Genomic DNA, 21,596 nt, shown 5'->3' on the forward strand with positions numbered 1-21,596 from the left:
GGCTCTGCGAGTAGCACCCTCAGCACGGTCACGCTCCCTCTTCGCCGGGGGCCCCGCACCTGGTGCAGTCGAAGACGGAAGTTCCCCCCGTCCGACGTCGCCCCACCAGGAGACAGCATGCCTTTCGTGGTTCCCGCCCTCGCCGCAGCCGGCCCCGACGCCCCGGTCGAGCTCACGACCGTCGAGCGCCGTGACCCGGGCCCTCACGACGTCATCATCGACATCGCGTACACCGGCATCTGCCACACCGACATCGCCCTCCTGCGCAACCACTGGATGGAGGGCCTGTTCCCCATGGTCCCGGGCCACGAGATCACCGGGACCGTCGTCGCGACCGGCCCGGACGTCACCCGGTACGCCGTCGGTGACCGGGTGGGCGTCGGCTGCTACGTCGACTCCTGCCGCACGTGCGTGAACTGCCTCGCGGGCGAGGAGCAGCACTGCCTCAAGGGCGAGGTCCTCACCTACGGCGCGCTCGACTACGACGGGCGGCCCACCTTCGGCGGCTACAGCCGGAGGATCGTCGTCGACGAGAACTACGTCCTCCGCATCCCCGACGGGCTCGCCCTGGACGTCGCCGCCCCGCTGCTCTGCGCCGGGGTCACGATGTACGCGCCGCTGCGGCGCTGGGGCGCGGCGGCGGGCAGGAAGGTCGCCGTCGTCGGCATGGGCGGCCTCGGGCACATCGGGGTGAAGTTGGCGCACGCGATGGGCGCGGAGGTCACCGTGCTCAGCCGGAGCCTGTCCAAGCGCGAGGACGGTCTGCGGTTCGGAGCGGACGACTACGTGTCCACCGAGGACGGTTCCTACGTCCGGGATCACGGGCAGAGCTTCGACCTGATCGTCAACACGGTGTCGGGCGGCATCGACACCAACGCCTACCTCGCACTGCTGCGCCTGGACGGCGTGCTGGTCAACGCGGGCGTCACCGCCGAGGCCGCCACCTTCCAGGGCATGCTCCTCGGCAGCCCGCGCCGGATCATCACCTCGACGAGGAACGGCAGCATCCGCGAGAACCAGGAGATGCTCGACTTCTGCGCGAGCCACGGCATCGCCGCGGACATCGAGACCCTGCCCGCGGACCAGGTCAACACCGCTCTGGAGCGTCTGGACCGCGGCGACGTGCGCTACCGCTTCGTCATCGACGTCTCCACCCTCGGGGCCTCGCGGTGAGCGACGAGTGCGCCGGAGCCGGGGCCGGGGTGAGGGGGCGCCGCCGTGCGCCCGGCGCGGTTGCTGTTGCAGGCTGGGGTTATGCGCACCGAGGGGCCGCCGGTGATCGTGGAACCGCCGGTCGACGGACCAAGGGTCGTGATCCGGGGCGAGTACTTCGGCACCGCGCACTCCCTGGCGGACCTGTTGCGGTACCTGTGGCTCGCCGGGTACGACGCGGGGACGGTCAGCTTGACCGACCCGGGTCAGGTGGAGTGGCGTGGGGGCGGCCCGGAGGCGTGGTGACGACGCCCGGCGCATCCGTGAGGGCGGGCGGGAGCGGGTCAGCGGGGCGAGCTGTAGCGGGAGCCCGGCCGTAGGCGTACGGCCCTGACGCGCAGCTGCTCGGTGAGCCCGTCGTCCTGGCAGTCCCCGCAGAGTTCGTGCCGGCCTTGGTCGGTGATGACGGTTCCCCAGCCGAAGCAGGCTCCGCATTCGCGGGCCAGGTCGACGTTCGCGCGGGGAGTGGGGTAGGGCAACCCCTCTGCTCCTCGGGTCATGAGACACCCCTCTGCACTGCCTCGGGAGATTTTGCGTGGTTATTACCCATTCGCCACGACATACACCCATTCCGGGCCATCTCCATGGCAGCAGCCCCTCCTTCCCCGCTACCGGGCACGGCGCAACCGGCGTGCGCTCCACTGCGCGAGCGGCTGCAGGGCGGCGATGAGCGCCTGGCCGTCGGGGGCGAGCGCGTAACGGACCTGCACGGGGGTGCTCGGGATGACGGAGCGCTCGATGAGGCCCTCGGCCTCGAGTTCCTTCAGGCGCTGGGCGAGCAGCCGGTCGGAGATCCCGGCGATGACGGCACGGTACTCGCCGAACCGGCGCGCTCCCTGGGCCGCCGCGGCCAGGATCGCGCCCGTCCACCGGCGTCCGACGAGCTCGACGGCGCCTTGGAAGCTCGGGCACGCCTCGTCGTGGACCGAGCCGCGCTCCAGGCGCAGCGGCTGGGGGCTGATCGTCTCGTGGGATCCCGTGGTCATTCCTCGGAGCGTAGCCCTGCCCTGCCGCCCGGGCGGGCGTCGTGCCTGGTACGGCCGGTACCAGGAAGGGTCCTCGCTGGCAGCCGGGCCCGGTCGCGGCCCAGCCGGGGAGCCGTCCCGGCGCCCGGGCCCGGCGCCGGACGGCGAGCCGGACGGCACACCACGACCAGCGAGGACCACGCGTGCGGACGCCCCCGAGACACCACACGGACGACGGATCCGGGAGCTGCCGCAGGCGCCGCCCGCCAGGACGGTGCGAGGCTTCGCGACGGTCACCGCGATCGTCTTCCTCGCCATGGCGGCGAGCAGCACACCCTCCCCCCCTCTACGGCCTCTACCAGGAGCGACGGCACCTCGGCACGGTCACGACGACGCCCGTCCACGCCTGCTACGCCGCGGGCGCCGTCCTCACGCTGCTCGTGGCGGGAGGCTCAGCGGCCACGTGGGACGCCGGCGCGTGCTCCTGGCGGCGGTCGTCGTCCCCGGCTGCGGTTTCCTGCTGTTCCTGACCGCTCCGGGGGTATGGGCGCTGTACCTGGCACGTCTCGTGCAGGGCGTCGGCGTCGGACTGCTCACCAGCGGTGCCGGGGTCGCGCTGGCGGATCTGCACCCGCGCCGGGACGTCCGCGCGGCGGCGGCCAACAGCGCCGCGGCCTCGGCGGGCATCGCGCTGGGCGCCGTCCTGGCCGGGGGCGGCGGCCCTCGCCGCGGTCGTGGCGCCCGCGCCGTCCGCACCTCGGCGGGGAAACGCGCTCGGCGCTGCTGCGGGAGGCGCCGACCGTCGTCGTGGGCTGGGCCGTCGTGGGTCTGTCTGGCGCTGGGCGTGGAGTTGGCAGCCGCCGCTGTCGGTCACCGGTCTCCTGGGCTCCCTTCCGTCGGCGCGAGCCTCACGGGCGCCAGCTTCGGGCTCACCTTCACGGGGTCGACGGCCGCGGTGAGCGTGCCCATCGTGGCGGTCGGCGCGGCGCAGTCGTGGCTCGGCCCGCGGGGTGCGTTCACCACCTTCGGGGTGTTCGTGGGGCTGACCGCACTGGTCGCGGCGATCGTCACCGTCCGCGGCCCCCGCCTCCGTCCGTGACGGGTGACCTCTGTGCCCGGGTGTCACACGGGCGGGCCGGCCGGTGTCTTCATGGCGCACGGCCCAACGGGCCCACGGACAGGGAGAGAAACGATGGCGCTACCCCTTCCCAAAGCAGAGCTCCCCGCCGGGCGGAGCCTGCGGTCCCGGTGAGACCGGGATCGGTGCCGCGCCCCGGACGGTTCGTCGCCGCAGTCGCGAACTCCTGCGGCCGCGGCGGCGCGTACGGCCGCCGACCCGGAGTTACGGCCGGGCGTCGAGGCGGTGCTGCAAGCGACCATCCGGGCCGAAGACGTCCATCAGGTACCCCTTGTTCAAGGAAACCCCCTCTTCACGCCGCAGGAAGTCGGTGATCGATTCCTTGAGTTCCTCGAAGGGCTCGGGATCATCGTCCGAGTTGTGCGTCCACACCGTCACCAGGGGAACACCGCCAGGGCCGGAACCGCGCTGAAGCCCGTACACGTCCGTCACTCCGCCGGAATGGCGGTAGTGCTCGGCCAACTGGACCGCAGGATCGGGCGCGACAGTGGAGGTGACCGTCGGGCCAGGGGTGTAGCCATCGGTGGCGGAAGCACTGTGCTCGGTACAGCCGGACAGCAGGGTGACGGATCCGGCACAGGCCAGGGCCACGAGGGCGATTCTCTTCATCGCATGATTTTCACCCGGTCACGAGGGGGCGCCGTGGCATTCCGCGGGTCTTGCTCGTGGGATTGGCTGGGAGTGATCGACACGACGCGGAGCTTGGCGGGATGTGGGGAGGTCAGCCGGTGCAGCCGGGGACGGGAACGGGCCCGCCGCAGTTGTCCGGGCGGTTGTTGCGCACCGTGGAGCCGGTCAGTGTCACCGTGCCGTCCTTGTTGTAGACGCCGCCGCCGGTTCCGGCCGTGTTGTCGCCCACCGTGGAACCGATCAGTGCGACCGTGCTGTTGATGTCGTTCCAGATGCCGCCGCCTTCGGCTCCCGCCGTGTTGTCGCCCACCGTGGAACTGGTCGACGTCACCTTGCTGTTGAAGATGTTGTAGATGCCGCCACCGGATCTCGCCGCCGTGTTGTCGCGCACCGTGGAGCCCGTCAGAGTCAGCGTCCCGTTGAAGTTGTTGTAGATGCCGCCGCCGTCGATCGTCGACGTGTTGTGCTCCACGGTGGACCCGGTCAGCCTCACGGCGCCGAAGTTGATGATGCCGCCGCCGGAGTGAGAGGTGTTGTCGCGCACCGTGGAGCCGGTCAGCGTCACCGTGCTGTTGACGTCGTTGTAGATGCCGCCACCTGGGCCTGCCGTGTTGTGCTCCACCGTGGAGCCGGTCAGTTCCACCGTGCCCCCGTTGTTGCGGATGCCGCTGCCCGTGCCGTTGGTGATGGTCAGCGTGTCCAGTCGCACCCGGACGGCTCCGGTCACGGTCACGGTCGAGCCGGCTCGGTTGCCGTCGAGGACGGTGGGTTTGAGGCCGATCAGGGTCAGGTCCTTGTTGATGGTGAAGGGGCCGCTACAGGTCCCGCTCACCAGTAGCGCCGCCCCCGGGGCGGCGCTGTTGATGGCAGGCTGCAGGGCTGTGGCGTTTCCGCGGCAGTCCACCACGGTGAATTGGGCGGCCGCGGCCGGAGCCGCTCCGACCAGGCCGACCGCTCCCGTCGTCGCCGCCAGAACCGTCGACGAAAGCGCCGCACGAGCTGATCCCTTGAGCATGCAGCTTCTCCTGTCTCCGCGCGGGGCACGCACGGGGTCCTGCGCCGCTGTCGTCCTTCCGGCATGGACGGCCTGCACACCCACACCCGAAGACCACCGGTGCCCCGGCGGTGTGGGAGGCACGCCGATGCAAGGCCGCACGCCCCCCGAACGGCCTGGGACAATGACCCGTGCGGCCGAAGGACGGCCCCCGGCGGGTTCGGTGCGGGCCATGGGCGCGATCGCCGTGGAGGTCTCCCGGGCTGCTTGCCCGGCACCTTAGAGGCGGTCGTGGTGCGCCGTCGGCTGGACGCGGGGGCGCAGGCGTTCGCCTTGGGGCCCGTACATGATCAGGTATTCGACTGGTGCGCCGAGGCCGGCGTTGGCGAATCCATGAGGGGTACGGGTGTCGAACTCGGCGACCTCTCCGGAGGTCAGGACGAGGTCATGGTCGCCGAGTGCCAGCCACAGCCGCCCGGACAGCACGCAGAGCCATTCGTATCCTTCGTGCGACGACTGACGCGGCCGTGGCGGCTGTTCGTCGGTGGCCGGCAGGACGTGCTTGTGCGCGTGCAGCCCTCCGACATAGCGGGTCAGCGGCAGTACCGCCTTGTCGTCCACCGCGCGCTGCACCGGGCGGGACGGCTGCTGCGCGGGGGCCTCGGCGGTGCCGGCCAGAGTGTCCAGGGAGACGCCATACGCCTTCGCCAGGCGCAGCAACAGTTCCAGATTCGGTTTGCGCAGGCCGTTCTCGACCCGTGACAGCGTGCTGGAGGCGATCCCGGTGGCCCGGCTGACCTCGGAGAGCGTGTCCCCGCGCTTCTCGCGCGCGGCCCGCAGCCGCGGCCCCATGGCGGCCAGGACCGCGGCGACATCGTCCGCCATTGCCCTTCGCCTCCCTCGCGCGTCCGCCCTGACCTGCCATTTTGCCAGTTCGTCAACGCGGCTCGCATCCCCGTCCGTCGACACCGCATGATCGACGGGTACCGCAGCCACCGGGGAACCCGAGGAGAAGCCATGCACCAGCCCACGCCGTCCGGCGACCTGCGTCACCACACCGTCGAGGCGCCCGCCGGACGGCTGCACCTGGTCGAGCAAGGCAGGGGGCCGCTGGTCCTGCTCGTCCACGGCTTCCCCGAGTCCTGGTACTCCTGGCGCCACCAACTCCCGGCCCTGGCAGCGGCGGGATACCGGGCGGCGGCACTGGACGTGCGCGGCTACGGCCGCTCCTCCACGCCGACGGAGGCGAGCGAGTACCGCATGCGCGCCCTGGTGGAGGACAACGTCGCCCTGGCGCACGCGCTGGGCGAGGAGACAGCGGTGGTCATCGGGCACGACTGGGGCTCGAACATCGCCGCCGCTTCCGCCCTGCTGCACCCCGACGTCTTCCGCGCCGTGGGCCTGCTCAGCGTCCCCTACGCCCCGCCCGGCGGACCGCGGCCCAGCGACGTCTTCGCGCAGATGGGCGGAGACGAGGAGTTCTACGTCTCCTACCTCCAGCAGCCGGGCCGCGCCGAGGCCGAGATCGCGCCCGATGTCCGGGGCTGGCTCGCGGGCTTCTACGCCGCCCTGTCCGCCGACACCATGCCGGCCCCGGGACAGCCCGACCCGCACTTCGTCAGCGCAGGCGGAACCCTGCGCGACCGCTTCCCCGCCGACCGGCTCCCCTCCTGGCTCACCGAGGCCGACCTCGACCACTACGCCGGGGAGTTCGAGCGCACCGGCCTCACGGGAGCACTCAACCGCTACCGGAACATGGACCGCGACTGGGAGGACCTCGCCGAGTTCAACGGCGCCCCCCTGACCCAGCCGTCCCTGTTCATCGGCGGCACCCTGGACGCCTCCACCACCTGGATGTCCGACGCGATCGACGCCTACCCGACCACCTTGCCCGGCCTGGTCTCCTCCCACCTCCTGCACGACTGCGGCCACTGGCTCCAGCAGGAACGGCCCCAAGAGGTCAACCACCTGCTGACCACCTGGCTCGCGGCACTGCCTCAGCCGGCATAGGCGTCCACCTGAGTTCAGGCCCGTTGTAGCGCTGTCGGACACTCAGCTCGGCTGCCCTTACGCACCGTTCAGTGGCCGCCGCTGGACCCAGCGTGGAACCTGGTCAGGGTGAACACGATGATGAGGTCGAGAACCATCACGGGAATCGCCCATGCGGGGTAATACGGAACGAACATGAACTGGGTGATCAAACTGATCCCCGCCAGCGCTGCGCCGGCCCCCCGCCCCCAGCTCTTGTTCATCAGGACACCGAAACCGGCGACGACGAGCGCCACTCCGATGACAAGGTGGATGACTCCCCAGGCGGTCAGGTCGAACTCGTAGGCGTAGTGGGACGACGTGACGAACAGCGTGTCCTTTGCAATGGCGGTCGCACCCATGAGGATGCTGAGCGGCCCGCTGAGCATCAGCAGGGACCCGGCGGCCACGGACGCGCCACTGAGCATCTCGCCGCCGCCGGGGCCCCCGTTTCCTTGCCGTGCTGTGGGCATCGCCGTCATGACCGCCGCCTTTCCTGTACGGCGCGGCCACCGACGCACACTGCTTGCGCGAGAGCGGCCACGCTGTCTCTGACAGCATCACCACAAACGTTCGCCACCGCGACCGGATGCGTCCGCAGGGGTTTCGGCGATTCGCGGGAGGTAAGGCGGGGCGGTTCGGGAACTGTCGCCGACCGCGCCGGAACCGGTGCCCTGGGCAGCGGCGCCGATGACTTCGCCCGGTGCGTCCTTCCCGTCCAGCCGGGTACACCGGTGCTGGACCATGCACTGGACCCCGCCGCACGCCTCCTGGTTGAGCCAGGTGACACTGTTCTTCTCCGTCCCGACCCGCCGGGTCCTGGCGGCACGGAGACTTCCCCAGCCGCGACGCCCTCATCGACAAGCTCGACACCTACGTCATCGAGCATGACGCCACGGCGAAACCCTACCGCTGGACCTACGACGGCAGCCCACTCGAAGCCGCCTGACCAGCATCGACCCGTGGTGCACGCAGGGCGAAGTCCGCCCGTTCACGCCACACGATGCCGTCGAAGACCAGCAACTGGACCGAACTGACGTGCGTCGTGACCGGCAGCCGACCCGCCAGATCGGCCTCAACGGCGTCCAACACACTCGGCTCCTGGCCATGCGCCACCGTCAGATGAGGAATGACCTCGGCAAACCGGCCCCCATACGGCGGTGCCTCCGGCCACCGGTCAGCGACGGCCAGGATGAGTGCCCGGAACTGATCGTCCGGCTCCGGGGCGAGGTAAAGCACCCCGGGGAAGCGACCGCACCTCCAGAAACGAAGATCAAAAGCGCTGTGGGATCCGAAGAGTTCGCCCAGGACTCCCAAGACTTGATCACCGACGCCGTCCTGACTCAGAAACGGATAGAGCACCGACACATGCGCCGGGACCCCGGCCCCCACCGACGCGTCGAACCGCTCACGCCAGCCGCCCACGACCGGCTCGGCCTCGGGCACCTTAACGATCAGTGCTGTCTCACCCGCCCGATACTGACCAACGCCGTCTGCTGCCATGGCGACATGATCTCAGCCAGTCGACCCCCGCCGGCAAGATCACGACCTCCAGGGGCGGAGGTTTTCGAGCCCGCGGAGTGAGGACCTCGGGGGGCGAAAATCAAGAGGACGCCATCAGGGCACGTAGGTAACGGCGCCGGAAGAATCGCTGGGCCAAGAGCAACGCCGGGAACAGCAGTCGCCATGGTCCGTGTGGAGCGGCACGGGTCAGGGAGCGAATCGTGAGTGAGACCGTACCGTCGGGTGCGCGGTGGACGACGAAGGCCTCCTCGCCACAGACAGGATGCCCGGGCAGAGTCCCATAGGCGAAGCCGCAACGGTCCGGCATGTCGACCACCGCCACGACCCGCACGGGCTCCCGCACCACGAACGGGCCGAAGCCCGCGGTGATCCGGTACTCGGCTCCCTCGGCGACCTTCTCCCCGGCGCCGTCGCAGCCCGTGACGGTGAAGCCGCTTCGCCGCTTCATACCCCAGCGCAGAACGGCGTCCGCCGCGGCGCGCCAGTCCGCGTCCCCGCGTCCGATGACGACGGTGCGCGAGAAGGGCCGCAAGCCCGTGCCCTGCACCGACCACTGCCGATCCTCGGGCCGCGTCGCTCCCACAGCGCCGTAGTTGAGCGCACCACTCGAAGGGCGGCTCGTACTGCGCTCAGGCATGAGATGAGACTCCTACCGAACAGTGAACGGTGATGGGTCCAAGACGTGGCCGCCCGCGAAATGACCTGTCCCGGGCCATGGGAGCACGGTACAGCTCGGTTCAGAGCTGTACCTACGGGCTGTCCCCGACCGCGTGGTATCAGTCCTCGTCATCGAGTAGACGGCGCCCAATACAGGACCGAAGATCAGCGCGACCAGCACCGATCCGTATCGCTCCGTCAGTGACTTCCTCAGGCTGCCCATCCGGTACACGCTGCGCAAGCAGCATCCGGAAACGTGCCTCCTGACGGAAGTGCACGGCTCGCCGCCCGGTTCGAGCTCGTCGCGCAGCCGCCCCGGGCTTCGCCGCCGCCGTCACAGGGTGATGACGGCCAGGGGGCGCCCCTGCCGACGGCTTCCGCCACCGCGAGCTCGGCGAAGGCGGCCAGCAGACCGGAGAACGCGGCCGGGCCGCCGCGTGCCAGGTGCTGCTTGCTGTGGATCCTCACGCAAGTGATGCGCCACCCAGGCGGCCCGAGATTGGTGCACCACCCAATCGAGTGAAGCGACGCGTCCCCGGAAATGCGGTACATGTGGGCCGCGCAGGCGCGTGCGGCCTCGACTGAGGCCGTGCCACGACGGGTTCGTCCCCGGATCGCGCACCGGCCGAGGGCCGGAGGCGTGGGCGCCGGCACCCCGTCGTGTCGGCCGCGGTCGGGTTCCCACAGGCGGGAGCATGGGGGGACGGTCGTCGTCCGCGGTGCCCCTGTCCGGGAAGGCGCTTGTGGCGAGCCGCGGAGGCGATCAGGGAGGGTGCGGTGTCGGACGACGCTGACGAGGGACGGCGGTGGGCGTCCCAGCCGGGCTTCTGGCGGCAGGTCGTCGATCATCTGGGGGCATCGCTGGCCGTGGTCGACCCCGCCGGCCGGGTCGTCGCGGTCAACCCGGCCGCCGAACGGCTGCTGGACCGCGCCGCCGACGCGATGGTCGGCGAGGACTTCCACGACCTCGTGCACCGGCACACGGATCGTGAGCGCACCGGGGCCCGGTGCAGGCTGCTCGAAGCGCTGACCCTCAAGGGTGCGGGGCGCGCGGACGGCGACAGGTACCTGTGCGGTGACGGCAAGCTGGTCGAGGTCTCCTGGTCCGCCGCGCCGGTGACGGACGGTACCTCGTTCAAGGGCACCGCGATGCTGTTCGCCGGCCTGACCAACTACGGCAGTGAACGTGCCGAGCAGATGCACGCCTTGGAGGACCTGACCGGCCGCCTGACGCTGGTCGCGCAGATCACCGCGGTGCTCGGCCAGACCCTCGAGACCGACGAGGCACTCGCCCGCCTGGGGCGCCTGCTGGTCCCCGGGCTCGCCGACTGGGTGGCGGTCGACCTGCTCGTCGACGACAGCGAGACGCACCGGGTGGCGGTCACCGGACCGGAGGGCCGGGACCGTGGGCAGGAAGGCTGGAGCGCCCGCCTCCCCCCAGCGGGCGAGTCCCGTTCCCCGCTGGTCCAGGCCGTGCGCGGGGCGGTGCCCGTCCTGCAGGACCCGGCCGGTGCGACCGCACGGCCGGACTCGCCGCTGGCCGCCCTGCACAACGGCTTCCTCCAGTCGGTGGGCGCCGCATCGGCACTCACCGTTCCGCTGGGCTCGGGGAGGAATTCCACCGGTGCCCTGACCCTGGTCCGCACCGACCCCTCCGCCCCCTTCGGCAACGACGACCTGCAGGTCGTGGTGGACATCGGCCGCCGGGTCGGCCAGATCCTGGAGAACACGCGCCGGTTCGGCCGTCAACGAGACGTCGCCGAGGCCATGCAACGCAACCTGCTCACGCCCCTCCCCCAGCCCGGACGCCTGCTCATGTCCGCGCGCTACGAGCCCGCACCCGCCGCGTCCCAGGTCGGTGGCGACTGGTACGACGCGTTCCAGCTCAAGGACGGCGCGACCGCATTGGTCATCGGCGATGTCGTCGGCCACGACCTGACCGCCGCCGCCGGAATGGCCCAACTCCGGGGCATGCTGCGGTCCTTGGCGTGGGATCGCACCGAACCCCCCGGCGCCGTCGTCGACCGCCTCGACGACGCCATGCCCGTGATCACGACCGTCCCCATGGCCACGCTCGTCCTCGCCCGCGTCGAAGGTCCCCGCAACGGCCCGTGGACCCTGCGCTGGACCAACGCCGGACATCCCCCGCCACTGCTGCTCACCCCGGACGGCCCAGGCCGCTACCTCGACGACGCGCGAAGTCCTCTGCTGGGCGCGCGCATCGGCGTCCGCGAACCCCGGCCCGACGCCACCACACCCCTGCCGCCGGGGTCCACGCTCCTGCTCTACACCGACGGCCTCATCGAACTCCCCGGCGCCGACCTCGACACCGGCCTCAGCCGGCTCCGCCGCAACGCCCTCGCACTGGCCGACGAGCCGCTGGACGACTTCTGCGACCAGCTCCTGAGCCGCATGCCCCCCGGCAACGTCGACGACATCGCCCTCCTCGCCCTGCGGCTGCCCCCGTCATGAGAGCCGGCCGCATCACGTCACCCCTTCGGCTACACGGCGTGCGCAAATGAGTACGAACAGTAATCCTTGCTGTGGGTTCGACGTCCTGCGTGACGGTCCCCGCTGCGTACGGCGGGGCGGGCTGCACAGGCCGCCCGCAGAACCCATACCTGGAGGTGACGTGTTGTACCGAATAACCAGGCCCATGTCATCGGCACAGCGACGCTACGGCCGTGTCCGCGTGTGGACGGTGGCCGCGAGCGCGGCACTCGCGTCCTGCGTGGTGACGGGTACGGCGTACTCGGCGCCCGCGGAAGGCAGCTCCACGACGGCTGACAGCACGGAGTACGGCGCCGCCCAGCAGGGGTCCGTGCACCCGTGCTACCCGTACCCGTCCTACCCCAACTACTGCCTGAACCGTCCGGGCATCCCCGGTCCTCCCGGCCCGCAGGGACCGGCCGGTCCCGCAGGTCCCCCCGGCCAGGCCGGGCCTCCCGGAACTCCCGGGCCCCAGGGCACCCCCGGTGTCCCGGGCCCCCCTGGCGGGCTCTCCGGTGCCCACACCCTGGTCGCCACGTTCGCGGCGGACGGCCTCGACCACACGTTGTCCTGCCCCACGGGCGAGTTGGCCGTCGGCGGCGGATTCGCGCTCGACACGGCCACGATCGTGACCAGCGTCCCGTTCGCGAACCCCTCCACCGGGTGGACGGTGAACGCGGTACCCGCGGGCGTGGGCCCGCACACCGTGACCGCGGTCGTCGCCTGTGCGCTCAGGGCCACGCCCTGACATGAGCCGGACGGACCCGGCGCACCGTTCGGTGCGCCGGGTCCGTCGGCGTCCGGCCGGTGCCGGGGTCAGGCGTTGCGGAAGGCGTCGCGCAGCCGCATCTCGTTGTGGCCGTTCTGGTCGTAGTCGTCGGAGTACGTCAGCGCGAGCGGCCGCTGGGCGCGACCGTCACCGCCGGGCCGCCCTGGCCGCCGCCGGTCACGACGTTCATGCGCAGGGCGGGGAGCCGGCCCGTGCCACTACGAGATCGCCGAGGCCATGTCACGCGCCCTGGGCCGTCACGTCACCTACGTACCGATCGACCTCGACGAATTCGCCGCCATCCTGGAGAAGCGCGGCGCCTCCCCCACCTCGTCCAGCACCTCCTCGCCGTCGCCGTCGACTACCGTCACGGCGTCTTCTCCGGCAAGAAGGACCTGGTGAAGCGGATCGGCGGCGACGACCCCCTGGACGTCGAGAGCTTCGCCGTCCGGCACCGGGCCCGCTTCGACGACCACTGCGCCTGAGCCCGGTCGAGCCGTCCGCCGCTCCGGGGACGCGCGGCAGCGCGCGCCCGTACGGCATCCGGCCCGACCCGCACCGCCGGGCCCGGCCGCGGCATATCAGCAGCGCAGGATGCCGTGGAGCAGCAGGTCGATGAGCCGGGTGGCCAGGTCGCGGTGTTCCTCGCTGGCGGCCATGAGGCTGATCCCGCCGAGGGCCATGAGGACGTCCTGGGGGTCGACGTCCGGGCGCGCCAACTGCTGCCCGTCCCCCCCGTCCCTGGGGGCGAGCAGGTGGGTGATGGCCTCGGCGAGCAGGGCCCGGGTGTGCATCTTCTCGCTGTCGTCGGTCAGCACCACGCGCAGCGCGTCGGCCATGCCGTGCTTGGCGGCCATGAAGTCGATGAAGGACTCCATCCAGGTGCGCAGGGCCTCCTCCGGTGGGCGCGTGGCCGCCAGGTGGGGCGCCGCCTCGCACAGACGCTGCACTTCGTGCCGGTAGGTCGCCTCGACCAGTAGTTCCTTGGAGGGGAAGCGGCGGTAGAGCGTTCCGACGCCGACGCCGGCGTCGCGGGCGATGTCCTTGACGGAGGCGCCGATGCCGTCCTGCGCGAAAGCCGCGGCCGCCGCCTCCAGCACCCGGTCCTCGTTGCGCTGCGCGTCGGCGCGCAGGGGTCTGCCGCGCCGTGCCGGGGCCTCGTCGTCGCCGGTCAATCCCGTCTCCCTTCCCGCCGCCACTTGCAAGCGGAACCGGTTCCGCTTACAGTCCCGAAGCGAACCGGAACCAGTTCCGGATACGAGAGTACGGCGGCACCGTGCCCGTGCGCCACCGGCCGCACGCGTGCCCCGCATCACCGCCTTCCTGGGAGAACGTCATGACCGACCAGCTCATCACCACGCCCTTCGGAGCGCAGACCACCGCCGCCGACGTGCTCGCCGGCGTCGACCTCGCGGGCCGGCGTGCCATCGTCACCGGGGCGGCCTCCGGCATCGGCCGCGAGACCGCGCGCACCCTCGCCGCCGCCGGGGCCGAGGTCACCATCGGCGTCCGCGACCTGGCCGCGGGCAACCGGGTCGCCCGGGAGATCTCCCCCGCGAGCGGCCCGGGAAGCGTGCGCGCCGCCCTGCTCGACCTCGCCGACCAGGGATCCGTGCGTGCCTTCGTGGCTTCCTGGTCGGGACCGCTGCACGTCCTGGTCCTCAACGCCGGAGTGATGGCTCCGCCGCTGGAGCGGACCGAGGAGGGCTGGGAGCTGCAGTTCGCCACCAACCATCTCGGCCACTTCACCCTCGCCACCGGCCTGCACGACGCCCTCGCCGCGGCGCGCGGGGCACGTGTGGTCGCGGTCAGCTCGGTCGGCCACGTGAACGGCGACGTGCTGTTCGACGACTTCCACTTCGAGCACCACCCCTACGACCCCTGGGCGGCCTACAGCCAGTCCAAGACCGCCAACGTCCTGTTCACCATCGAGGCGGCCCGCCGGTGGGCACCGGACCTGATCGCCGTCAACGCCCTCAACCCCGGCCGCATCACCACCACCCGCCTCGGCCGCCACATCGGTGACATCTCCAACAGCCCCACCACCTTCGACGCCACCAGCACGGACGTGTCCTGGAAGGACATCGAGCAGGGGGCCGCCACCTCCGTGCTGCTCGCCGCATCGCCGCTGGTCGAAGGCATCTCCGGCCGCTACTTCGAGGACTGCAACGAGGCTGCCCCGCACACCCCCGGGGTACGCCGCGGCGTCGCCGCCCACGCCATGGACCCCGACCGGGCGGCGCTGCTGTGGCAGGTCTCCCTCGACATGATCGCGTCCTCCGTGACCAGCGCCTGACACCACCCCCGCACACGAGCGGCGGGCCGCCCGGGAACGGGCGGCCCGCCAAGAAGGGCACCACGAGATGCCACACGCATTCACCGGCACCACGGCACTGGTCACCGGCGGCGGCACCGGCATCGGCCGGGCGAGCGCCATCGCCCTGGCGGCGGCCGGCTGCACCGTCACCGTCGCCGGACGCGCCGGGTCCACACCCCGGCGGTTCCGCGACCCCCTCGCCACCGCGGCCGCCCACGGCGGCCGCACCGTCACCCCGCCGGCCCCGGGAATTGCGGCAACCCGCGTGATCCCGCGGCGGGAGGAGCGGCCTCGCCGGCCAGGGCGGAAGGCGGCGAGGCCGCACGTACAGGATGCGGCGCCATCGGCTCTCGGGCACGCTGGAGAGGCGAGCCGGGGCATAGGCTCGCACCGGTCGGCGCGTCGACGGCGACCCCTTGGAGCCCTTCGAGGTCCCGGCGGCGCGCCGACCTCGCCTGTCGACCTCGCGCTACCGGCGCCGGTTGAGCACACCGATGAGCGTGGCCAGGTCGGCGGCGCCCGCCGGGTCGTCCGCGTAGCGGGTCGTCAGGAGCGGGCCGACCTCCGGGAGGACGATGTCCTCGCGGGCCAGCACGTGGACCAGGGTCAGCAGGGCCGCGCGGGCATTGCCATCGGTGAAGGGGTGGAAGAACGCCACGTCGAGGTACGCGCGGGCCGCGCGTGCCGCCGGCGGGACCTGCGGGTCGGTCGCCTCGCGCAGGCAGGCGGCGAAGTCGGCCTGGGTCGTCGGCGTCAGGCCGTAGCGTTCGCGGCCGGCCTTCGCATAGGCGTCCGTCTCGCGGAACGGCGCCTGTCCCCCGCCGAAGACCTCGCGCTGCCAGCCGGCCAGCAGCGCGAAGTCCAGCGGGGCCCGGCGGGCGGCGTCGGCGCGGGCCAGGGTGTAGGCGGCGAGCAGGCGCTCCGCGCGGACGCGGTCGCGCCGGCGTACCGGCCCTTCGCACCACGCGCGGAACCCGTCGCGCGCGGGCCGCACCCGTCGCAGGGCGGGTGCCTGGTGCCAGGCGGACTCGCGGCGTACGCGCAGCCAGGTCGCGAGGCTGTCAGGAGCGGTCATGGCGCTCCTCCAGGTCCTCTCGGTCACGGTGGTCCTGGTAGGGGGCGTGGCCGGTGAGGCCGACGGCGAGGTCCTCACCGACCGATTCGATCAGTGTCCGCGCGGGGGCGACCCAGCTCCGGAACCGGCCGCCGATCGCGGCCTCGACCGTCCGTCCGGCATCGGCCTGGCTCATGCCGCCGGTGGTCAGGTACCAGCGCAGGAGCAGACCTGCCTGCCCGTGCCAGCCGCCCTCCGCGCCGGAGTCGAGTGCGTACGTCACGAGCCGGACGCAGGCCCGCTCGAGATGCCAGCTGAGATCCTCCGGAGAGGCGTCCGGTGGCGGTGCCAGCTCGGCGAATCGCCGGGCCGTCCTCTCCAACCACTCCCGCCACTCCAGCAGCGCCGCGACGACGCGGGCGGCGGTCTCGTCGGGGGTCGTCACCGAGCCGGCTCCGGTGACCCAACTGCCGACGACCCCGCCGTACCGGTAGCACCAGTTCCATCCCTGCGCCCAGGTCCCGTACCGCTCCCGGATGATCGCGTCCACCTGGCGTTCGCACCAGTGCTCGCCCTCCCACCCACCCGCCATGCCGGAGAGCACGGGTGGCACCCATTCACGGACCAGCGCGCGGAGCCGGGCCTCCTCGTCCTCGTCCCAGGCGAACGGGTGGCGGCCCGGGTCGAGATCGGCCCAGTCGTGCATGCCCGTGAGGGAGGCGGGAGGCACGCGGTTCTCGGGAAGGGGAAGGGTGTCCCGGTTGTACGTCAGTTCCGGCCCCGCTCTGTCCGTCCGGTGTGATGAGCCCTCCAGTCTCGGCCCTCGGTCACCAGGTTGACCAACGGTTTTCGCCGGGCTCAGGCGAAGTCCTCCCTGTCGACCGCGGCCTCCTCCATCGCCTTGCGGAGGGCGTCCCCGACGGTGCCCTGCTCACGGTGCGAGGAGTCGCGGCCTCCTTCGTCCTGGGATTCCTTGCGGGATCGCCGGGTGATGTCGCCGGTCCCGGCGCTCTTCCGGCGGTCTTGTTCTGACGTGGCCATGAGTCCTCCTCGGTGCGTGGCCGGTGACGGCCACGACCTGCCCCTTTCCGGCCCTTCGGGTTCCATGCGGAAAACGGCGGCCCCGTTCGCACGCCATCCGGTGCCCCGTGGTCCACGCATGGCGATCGTGGGTCGGGGCAGACGCGTGGTCAGGAGGTTGACGACATGGTTCCCTTGCTTCTCGTCCTGCTGCTGGCTCTGCTGCTGTTCGGGGCCGGGTTCGCCCTCAAGGCCCTGTGGTGGATCGCCATCATCGTGCTGGTGGTGTGGCTGCTCGGCTTCGTGTTCCGGGCCGCCGAGGGCGGCGGGCGCCGCCGCTGGTACCGATGGTGACCTGACGCCTCTCCCCCGTGCCAGGGTGGGGTTCGCGCTGCCGGAAGGGCCGCGAACCCCACCCTTTGCACTGCCCGGACGCGTCACGGTGGGCGCACCACGGATGGCTCGCCGGCGCCGCGTTCGCCATCAGCGTGGAACCTCCCCGGCGGCCACACCGCCGTTGGAGTGACAACCGCCCAACACCACGCCACGCCGCCCGGTTTCACACCTTCTCATCGGGTTGACTCGGAATGCCGCATCGGTGGTGTTGACCACCGATGTGCACGGCCCTGTGAGCGGTGGGTTGCAACTGCCGGCCACCCACCGCCGCAGGCAGCCATCCGAAGGGCCCTCGCCCTGCGCGTGTTGGGCGCGAGGCTGCCGAGCCAGGCCCTCCCGTTCCAACGGCCGCGACCTCCCCCTCCTCCGCGCCGGCCTGCGCTCTGACCAGCGGTAACAGACACTCACCCCTATGCATCCTTGATCAAGTGTGGTTCTCTCATCGCTCGTGACCAAGGACTCGGTCGGGCGTTCGACCTGAGGGGCAACTCGCCCCAGCGCAGGCCTGCCCAGGCCGTCTCCCGGGTGGCCGGCGACCGCCGGGCACCTCTCTGTCCGCCGCCCGCGTCCCAGGTCTCCCCGGGCGGCCAAAAGGTACTCATACATGCGTATACGAGCCGGATGGGCCCTGGCGTTGGCCGGGCTGGTCGCCGGCGCCGTACCAGGCGCCGCGCAGGCATCCCCGAACTCCGCACCGCCCGTACCCGCCCTGGGCCCCGCCTCGCCCGGCGCGAAGGCGGTCCGCACCCTGACCCTGATCACCGGTGACAAGGTCACCGTCACCCAAGGCGCCGGCGGCGTCCCCGCGGTCAGCGTCACACGCGGCCCGGGCCGCGACCGCATCGGTTTCGACGTGTCCCACCAGTGGAAGGGCACGGACCACCACATCCTCGTGGTCCCGTCCGACGCACAGCCGCTGTTGACCGCCGGGAAGCTCGACCCGCGTCTCTTCGACGTCACCGAGCAGCTCGACGCCGGCTACGACGACGCCTCGAGCGACTCGCTGCGGCTCATCTACTCCAGCCACAGCGCCTCTTCCTCCGCCGCCCGCGGAGCGATCCAGCGGCACGGCGCCAGGATCACCCGGACCCTGGACGTCCTCCACGGAGGCAGCCTCGCCCCGGCCAAGCGCGACGCCACCGCGTTCTGGACGTTCGTCAGCGGGACGCAGGGCCTGCGCGGCCCGCTGGACAAGCTGTGGCTCAACGGCCGCAGCCGCGTGGCCCTCGCCGAGAGCACCGCCATCATCGGCGCCCCGAAGGTCTGGGACAGCGTCGACTCAACCGGCGCGCACATCACCGGGCAGGGCGTCACCGTCGCCGACCTCGACACCGGCTACGACCCCACCCACCCCGACCTCTCGGACAAGGCCTCCACCGGCGGGACCAGGGACTTCACGGGCACCGGTTCGGTGGTGGACGGCAACGGCCACGGCACCCACACCGCTTCCACCATCGCGGGCACCGGCGCGGCCTCCGCCGGCACGTACAAGGGCGTCGCGCCCGACGCCAAGCTGCTGATCGGCAAGGTCTGCACCGATGACGGCTTCTGCCCCGACGACGCCGTCATCAACGGCATGACGTGGGCGGCCGAGGCGGGTGCCAAGGCCGTCAACCTCAGCCTGGGGGCAGCCCCGTACGCGAAGACCGACCCGCTCACCGAGGCGGTCGACACGCTGACCGCCGAGCACGGCACCCTGTTCGTGATCGCGGCCGGCAACGAAGGCGCCCCCGCGGCCGACTACTTCGGCGGCACCGTGGGCTCCCCCGGCATCGCCGACTCCGCGCTCACCGTGGGCAGCACCACCAAGCAGGACTCGCTCAGCACCTTCTCCAGCCGCGGCCCGCGGATCGAGGACTTCGCCGTCAAGCCGGACATCGTCGCGCCCGGCCAGGACATCACCGCGGCCCGCGCGGCGGGCACCACCATGGGCGACCCGGTCGGCTCCTCCTACGTCACCGCGTCCGGTACCTCGATGGCGACCCCGCACGTCACGGGAGCGGTGGCGCTGCTCGCCCAGCAGCACCCGGCCTGGAAGGCCGCCGACTTCAAGGCCGCCCTCACCAGTGCCGCCAAGGGCCTGCCCGGCCTGACCGCGTACGACCAGGGCACCGGCCGGCTGGACGTCGCCCGCGCCAGCGCGCAGAACGTACGCGCCACCTCGGGCAGCATCAGCCTGGGCAAGGCCGACTACCCGCACCAGGACGTCACCCGGACCGGCACCGTCACCTACACCAACGACGGCGCAGCCGACGTCACGCTCCACCTCTCCGTCGACGCGTACGGGCCCCGAGGCACAGCCGCTCCCGCGGGGGCCTTCGCCCTGTCGGCCGACACGGTGACCGTCGCGGCCGGCGGCACCGCCTCCGCCACCCTCACCGCCTCCGTCGACGACACGATGGCGGGCGCCTACGGCGGTTCCATCGTCGCCACCACGGAGGACGGCACCACCACGGTCCGCGACGCCTTCGGTGTCTACGCCGAGCCGCTCACCCGCGCCCTGTCGCTGGCCGTCCTCGGCCTCGACGGCAAGCCCGTGGGCCCGGACATCAACGTCGCCGCCTTCGACAGCCGGACCGGTCTGCAGTACAACGCCTCCACCGACGCCGACGGCAAGGTGGCGATGCAGCTGCCCGAGAGCGAGTACGACATCTCGGCGAGCAAGTTCGACCCCGTCGCGCAGACCTCGGTCCTCTTCTCCCGGCCCGGCGTCGACCTCACCGTCGACACCACGCTCGTCCTCGACGGCCGCACCGCGAAGCCGGTCGACCTCACCGTCGACAAGGGCACGGCGCAGAACGACGGCATCTTCGCCAGTACGACGTCGATCAGCGCGGACGGCCGTTACGGCACCCAGAAGTTCGTGCTGGGCTTCCCGGGCAGCCGCGTCTACGCCACCCCGACCACGACGAAGGTCACCAGCCACCCGTTCTGGTTCCTCGCCACCCAGCGGTGGAGCGGCACGGTCCCCAGGACCGCCACCAAGCCGGCCTGGAGCTACGCCTACAACCTGGCCGTCAACACCAAGGGCGGCATCCCGGACACCCTCACCCGCCCGATGCACGACAGGTCCCTCGCCCGGGTCGAGGAGACCTACGCCGACCAGGGCGGCAAGCCGCTCGGGGTCCGGATCGACACCCCGGTCCCGACCTACGGCGCCATCACGTTCGTGGACGGCAACCAGGTCCCGGTCCCCGGCAGGCAGACCCGCTACTACACCGACGACTCCGCGATCGTCTGGGACCGCACCCTCGGCATGCGCGCCCAGGACACCGCGGGCTACGACGAGATCCAGTTCGCGGGCACCACACGGTTCACCCCGGGCAAGGCCTACACCCGAGGGTGGAACCAGGGGCCGCTGCGTGCCCGGTCGGTGGACGCCCTGCGGCTCGAGGACGGGCTGTACCTCACCCCCGGCCTGTTCTCCACGGCCGCCGAGAACACCGCGACGCACTCGGGCGAGGCCCGGGACACCACGGGCTCGTCGACCCTGTACCGCGACGGCGTGAAGATCGCGTCGCTGGACTCCCTGGGCCGGCTGCAGGCGGCGGTTCCCTACGAGAAGGCGACCTACACCCTGACCTCGTCCGGCACCCGCAAGGTCGGCTGGTCGAGCCTGGGCAGCAGGGCCTCCGCCACCTGGACCTTCACCTCCGGACGCCCGACGGGCCCGGAACCGGCCGAACTGCCGCTGATGAACGTCCGGCTGGGCGGCCCGCTGAACGCCTCCGGCACCGTCACGGGCGGCCGCACGTACCTCTTCACCGTCGCCGCCGAGCGCGGCAGCAAGGCCGTCACCACCTCGCTGGGCCTGCGGGTCTCCTTCGACGACGGCAGGAGCTGGAAGACCCTCAAGGTCTGGCGCGCAGGCGACCGCGGCTTCGTGAAGCTGACCACGCCCTCGGCCGGCGGTTACGCCTCGATCCGCCTCACCGCCAAGGACGCGGCGGGCGACGCCGTCGACCAGACGGTCATCCGTTCCTTCCGGATAGCCCCCCGACGGTAGGGGGACTCCCGCACGAGGCGGCCTCGCCGACGGCCGGAAACCGTGGGCGAGGCCGCTTCGTGTCCGTGCTGCATCGGCAGCACCAAGGTCAGCCGCGGACGATGTTCTCCGCCTGCGGGCCCTTCTGCCCCTGCGTCACGTCGAACGTGACGCGCTCACCCTCCACGAGCTCGCGGTATCCGGTGCTCTGGATGTTGGAGTAATGGGCGAACACGTCCGGCCCACCGTCCTGTGCGATGAAGCCGAAGCCCTTCTCCGAGTTGAACCACTTCACAACGCCAGATGCCACTGAGTTCGTCCTTTTCATGCTGCTGAGGCGCGCCCTTGGTGCGCCGGCGGACCCCCGTAGTCGGGCCGCCAGGGCACTAATTACCGCATGTCCCTGCCACAGCGCTA

The 21,596-nt window shown here is 71.7% G+C and carries 23 protein-coding genes; 9 read left to right on the forward strand and 14 right to left on the reverse strand.

What is annotated here, in order from left to right:
- The first annotated feature begins 117 nt into the window (after nucleotides 1-117).
- Together AC1VWI_RS05070 and AC1VWI_RS05075 are read left to right on the forward strand one after the other, a co-directional pair.
- Complete coding sequence (locus AC1VWI_RS05070) at nucleotides 118-1,173, forward strand: NAD(P)-dependent alcohol dehydrogenase (protein ID WP_499509703.1); 1,056 nt, start codon at nucleotides 118-120, stop codon at nucleotides 1,171-1,173.
- An 81-nt stretch (nucleotides 1,174-1,254) separates the two neighbouring features.
- The gene (locus AC1VWI_RS05075; protein WP_499509704.1) at nucleotides 1,255-1,458 is read left to right on the forward strand and encodes a hypothetical protein; all 204 of its coding nucleotides are present in this window, start codon (nucleotides 1,255-1,257) and stop codon (nucleotides 1,456-1,458) included.
- Nucleotides 1,459-1,496: 38 nt separating this feature from the next.
- On the opposite strand, the gene AC1VWI_RS05080 is transcribed toward AC1VWI_RS05075, so the two are convergent.
- Both AC1VWI_RS05080 and AC1VWI_RS05085 read right to left on the reverse strand, forming a co-directional pair.
- A complete protein-coding gene (locus tag AC1VWI_RS05080) occupies nucleotides 1,497-1,712 on the reverse strand; it encodes a hypothetical protein (RefSeq protein ID WP_499509705.1) in 216 nt (71 codons plus the stop codon).
- A 108-nt stretch (nucleotides 1,713-1,820) separates the two neighbouring features.
- Nucleotides 1,821-2,198 carry a winged helix-turn-helix transcriptional regulator gene (locus AC1VWI_RS05085; protein ID WP_499509706.1) on the reverse strand — a complete coding sequence of 126 codons (378 nt, stop codon included), beginning with the start codon at nucleotides 2,196-2,198 and terminating at the stop codon, nucleotides 1,821-1,823.
- A gap of 295 nt (nucleotides 2,199-2,493) precedes the next feature.
- Here AC1VWI_RS05085 and AC1VWI_RS05090 point away from each other — a divergent pair, with 295 nt between their 5' ends.
- A complete protein-coding gene (locus AC1VWI_RS05090) occupies nucleotides 2,494-3,276 on the forward strand; it encodes an MFS transporter (protein WP_499516723.1) in 783 nt (260 codons plus the stop codon).
- A gap of 243 nt (nucleotides 3,277-3,519) precedes the next feature.
- Here the strand turns inward: AC1VWI_RS05090 and AC1VWI_RS05095 are convergent, their stop codons facing one another.
- The 3 genes from AC1VWI_RS05095 to AC1VWI_RS05105 form a co-directional block, all read right to left on the reverse strand.
- Nucleotides 3,520-3,924 (reverse strand): hypothetical protein, encoded by a 405-nt coding sequence (locus tag AC1VWI_RS05095; RefSeq protein WP_499509707.1) that lies wholly within the window; start codon nucleotides 3,922-3,924, stop codon nucleotides 3,520-3,522.
- 112 nt (nucleotides 3,925-4,036) lie between these two features.
- Nucleotides 4,037-4,960 (reverse strand): right-handed parallel beta-helix repeat-containing protein, encoded by a 924-nt coding sequence (locus AC1VWI_RS05100; RefSeq protein ID WP_499509708.1) that lies wholly within the window; start codon nucleotides 4,958-4,960, stop codon nucleotides 4,037-4,039.
- A 258-nt stretch (nucleotides 4,961-5,218) separates the two neighbouring features.
- Nucleotides 5,219-5,824, reverse strand: coding sequence for a helix-turn-helix domain-containing protein (locus tag AC1VWI_RS05105; protein WP_499509709.1), 606 nt, complete (start codon nucleotides 5,822-5,824; stop codon nucleotides 5,219-5,221).
- Nucleotides 5,825-5,956: 132 nt separating this feature from the next.
- On the opposite strand from AC1VWI_RS05105, the gene AC1VWI_RS05110 reads away from it, so the two are divergent.
- Nucleotides 5,957-6,949, forward strand: coding sequence for an alpha/beta fold hydrolase (locus AC1VWI_RS05110; protein ID WP_499509710.1), 993 nt, complete (start codon nucleotides 5,957-5,959; stop codon nucleotides 6,947-6,949).
- Nucleotides 6,950-7,017: 68 nt separating this feature from the next.
- Here AC1VWI_RS05110 and AC1VWI_RS05115 read toward each other — a convergent pair whose 3' ends face one another.
- The 3 genes from AC1VWI_RS05115 to AC1VWI_RS05125 all read right to left on the reverse strand — a co-directional run bounded on the left by AC1VWI_RS05115 (nucleotide 7,018) and on the right by AC1VWI_RS05125 (nucleotide 9,128).
- Nucleotides 7,018-7,449 carry a DUF7144 family membrane protein gene (locus AC1VWI_RS05115; RefSeq protein WP_499509711.1) on the reverse strand — a complete coding sequence of 144 codons (432 nt, stop codon included), beginning with the start codon at nucleotides 7,447-7,449 and terminating at the stop codon, nucleotides 7,018-7,020.
- Between the two features lie 436 nt (nucleotides 7,450-7,885).
- Nucleotides 7,886-8,470, reverse strand: coding sequence for a 2'-5' RNA ligase family protein (locus AC1VWI_RS05120; protein ID WP_499509712.1), 585 nt, complete (start codon nucleotides 8,468-8,470; stop codon nucleotides 7,886-7,888).
- Between the two features lie 100 nt (nucleotides 8,471-8,570).
- Nucleotides 8,571-9,128, reverse strand: coding sequence for a DUF1990 domain-containing protein (locus AC1VWI_RS05125; RefSeq protein WP_499509713.1), 558 nt, complete (start codon nucleotides 9,126-9,128; stop codon nucleotides 8,571-8,573).
- Between the two features lie 797 nt (nucleotides 9,129-9,925).
- On the opposite strand from AC1VWI_RS05125, the gene AC1VWI_RS05130 reads away from it, so the two are divergent.
- Nucleotides 9,926-11,620, forward strand: coding sequence for a SpoIIE family protein phosphatase (locus tag AC1VWI_RS05130; RefSeq protein ID WP_499509714.1), 1,695 nt, complete (start codon nucleotides 9,926-9,928; stop codon nucleotides 11,618-11,620).
- Nucleotides 11,621-11,804: 184 nt separating this feature from the next.
- Entirely contained in the window at nucleotides 11,805-12,386 is a 582-nt protein-coding gene (locus AC1VWI_RS05135; protein ID WP_499509715.1) for a hypothetical protein, read from the forward strand.
- Between the two features lie 287 nt (nucleotides 12,387-12,673).
- Here AC1VWI_RS05135 and AC1VWI_RS05140 read toward each other — a convergent pair whose 3' ends face one another.
- Both AC1VWI_RS05140 and AC1VWI_RS05145 read right to left on the reverse strand, forming a co-directional pair.
- Nucleotides 12,674-12,883 carry a hypothetical protein gene (locus tag AC1VWI_RS05140; protein ID WP_499509716.1) on the reverse strand — a complete coding sequence of 70 codons (210 nt, stop codon included), beginning with the start codon at nucleotides 12,881-12,883 and terminating at the stop codon, nucleotides 12,674-12,676.
- A gap of 105 nt (nucleotides 12,884-12,988) precedes the next feature.
- A complete protein-coding gene (locus tag AC1VWI_RS05145; RefSeq protein ID WP_499509717.1) occupies nucleotides 12,989-13,582 on the reverse strand; it encodes a TetR/AcrR family transcriptional regulator in 594 nt (197 codons plus the stop codon).
- Between the two features lie 161 nt (nucleotides 13,583-13,743).
- Between AC1VWI_RS05145 and AC1VWI_RS05150 the strand changes: the two genes are divergently transcribed.
- Nucleotides 13,744-14,703, forward strand: coding sequence for an SDR family NAD(P)-dependent oxidoreductase (locus AC1VWI_RS05150; RefSeq protein ID WP_499509718.1), 960 nt, complete (start codon nucleotides 13,744-13,746; stop codon nucleotides 14,701-14,703).
- 490 nt (nucleotides 14,704-15,193) lie between these two features.
- Here AC1VWI_RS05150 and AC1VWI_RS05155 read toward each other — a convergent pair whose 3' ends face one another.
- The 3 genes from AC1VWI_RS05155 to AC1VWI_RS05165 all read right to left on the reverse strand — a co-directional run bounded on the left by AC1VWI_RS05155 (nucleotide 15,194) and on the right by AC1VWI_RS05165 (nucleotide 16,819).
- Complete coding sequence (locus AC1VWI_RS05155) at nucleotides 15,194-15,799, reverse strand: Fic family protein (protein WP_499509719.1); 606 nt, start codon at nucleotides 15,797-15,799, stop codon at nucleotides 15,194-15,196.
- Nucleotides 15,786-16,484, reverse strand: a complete 699-nt coding sequence (locus AC1VWI_RS05160; RefSeq protein ID WP_499509720.1) for a hypothetical protein — start codon at nucleotides 16,482-16,484, stop codon at nucleotides 15,786-15,788. The genes AC1VWI_RS05155 and AC1VWI_RS05160 overlap by 14 nt, the downstream gene beginning before the upstream one ends.
- 152 nt (nucleotides 16,485-16,636) lie before the next feature.
- Nucleotides 16,637-16,819, reverse strand: coding sequence for a hypothetical protein (locus AC1VWI_RS05165; RefSeq protein WP_499509721.1), 183 nt, complete (start codon nucleotides 16,817-16,819; stop codon nucleotides 16,637-16,639).
- A gap of 165 nt (nucleotides 16,820-16,984) precedes the next feature.
- On the opposite strand from AC1VWI_RS05165, the gene AC1VWI_RS05170 reads away from it, so the two are divergent.
- Both AC1VWI_RS05170 and AC1VWI_RS05175 read left to right on the forward strand, forming a co-directional pair.
- Nucleotides 16,985-17,152 carry a DUF5670 family protein gene (locus AC1VWI_RS05170; RefSeq protein WP_499509722.1) on the forward strand — a complete coding sequence of 56 codons (168 nt, stop codon included), beginning with the start codon at nucleotides 16,985-16,987 and terminating at the stop codon, nucleotides 17,150-17,152.
- 646 nt (nucleotides 17,153-17,798) lie between these two features.
- On the forward strand, nucleotides 17,799-21,200 hold the full coding sequence (locus AC1VWI_RS05175; protein WP_499509723.1) for a S8 family serine peptidase: 3,402 nt from the start codon (nucleotides 17,799-17,801) through the stop codon (nucleotides 21,198-21,200).
- Nucleotides 21,201-21,288: 88 nt separating this feature from the next.
- Here AC1VWI_RS05175 and AC1VWI_RS05180 read toward each other — a convergent pair whose 3' ends face one another.
- A complete protein-coding gene (locus tag AC1VWI_RS05180; protein ID WP_499509724.1) occupies nucleotides 21,289-21,489 on the reverse strand; it encodes a cold-shock protein in 201 nt (66 codons plus the stop codon).
- Nucleotides 21,490-21,596 lie beyond the last annotated feature (107 nt).

It is taken from the genome of Streptomyces sp. TOM-9, from assembly GCF_056858595.1.

Bases quoted from the DNA above. Each gene is read 5' to 3' on its own strand.
- AC1VWI_RS05070 (WP_499509703.1), top strand. From the start codon at position 118: ATGCCTTTCGTGGTTCCCGCCCTCGCCGCAGCCGGCCCCGACGCCCCG.
- AC1VWI_RS05075 (WP_499509704.1), top strand. From the start codon at position 1,255: ATGCGCACCGAGGGGCCGCCGGTGATCGTGGAACCGCCGGTCGACGGA.
- AC1VWI_RS05080 (WP_499509705.1), bottom strand. From the start codon at position 1,712: ATGACCCGAGGAGCAGAGGGGTTGCCCTACCCCACTCCCCGCGCGAAC.
- AC1VWI_RS05085 (WP_499509706.1), bottom strand. From the start codon at position 2,198: ATGACCACGGGATCCCACGAGACGATCAGCCCCCAGCCGCTGCGCCTG.
- AC1VWI_RS05090 (WP_499516723.1), top strand. From the start codon at position 2,494: ATGGCGGCGAGCAGCACACCCTCCCCCCCTCTACGGCCTCTACCAGGA.
- AC1VWI_RS05095 (WP_499509707.1), bottom strand. From the start codon at position 3,924: ATGAAGAGAATCGCCCTCGTGGCCCTGGCCTGTGCCGGATCCGTCACC.
- AC1VWI_RS05100 (WP_499509708.1), bottom strand. From the start codon at position 4,960: ATGCTCAAGGGATCAGCTCGTGCGGCGCTTTCGTCGACGGTTCTGGCG.
- AC1VWI_RS05105 (WP_499509709.1), bottom strand. From the start codon at position 5,824: ATGGCGGACGATGTCGCCGCGGTCCTGGCCGCCATGGGGCCGCGGCTG.
- AC1VWI_RS05110 (WP_499509710.1), top strand. From the start codon at position 5,957: ATGCACCAGCCCACGCCGTCCGGCGACCTGCGTCACCACACCGTCGAG.
- AC1VWI_RS05115 (WP_499509711.1), bottom strand. From the start codon at position 7,449: ATGACGGCGATGCCCACAGCACGGCAAGGAAACGGGGGCCCCGGCGGC.
- AC1VWI_RS05120 (WP_499509712.1), bottom strand. From the start codon at position 8,470: ATGGCAGCAGACGGCGTTGGTCAGTATCGGGCGGGTGAGACAGCACTG.
- AC1VWI_RS05125 (WP_499509713.1), bottom strand. From the start codon at position 9,128: ATGCCTGAGCGCAGTACGAGCCGCCCTTCGAGTGGTGCGCTCAACTAC.
- AC1VWI_RS05135 (WP_499509715.1), top strand. From the start codon at position 11,805: ATGTCATCGGCACAGCGACGCTACGGCCGTGTCCGCGTGTGGACGGTG.
- AC1VWI_RS05150 (WP_499509718.1), top strand. From the start codon at position 13,744: ATGACCGACCAGCTCATCACCACGCCCTTCGGAGCGCAGACCACCGCC.
- AC1VWI_RS05155 (WP_499509719.1), bottom strand. From the start codon at position 15,799: ATGACCGCTCCTGACAGCCTCGCGACCTGGCTGCGCGTACGCCGCGAG.
- AC1VWI_RS05160 (WP_499509720.1), bottom strand. From the start codon at position 16,484: ATGCACGACTGGGCCGATCTCGACCCGGGCCGCCACCCGTTCGCCTGG.
- AC1VWI_RS05165 (WP_499509721.1), bottom strand. From the start codon at position 16,819: ATGGCCACGTCAGAACAAGACCGCCGGAAGAGCGCCGGGACCGGCGAC.
- AC1VWI_RS05170 (WP_499509722.1), top strand. From the start codon at position 16,985: ATGGTTCCCTTGCTTCTCGTCCTGCTGCTGGCTCTGCTGCTGTTCGGG.
- AC1VWI_RS05175 (WP_499509723.1), top strand. From the start codon at position 17,799: ATGCGTATACGAGCCGGATGGGCCCTGGCGTTGGCCGGGCTGGTCGCC.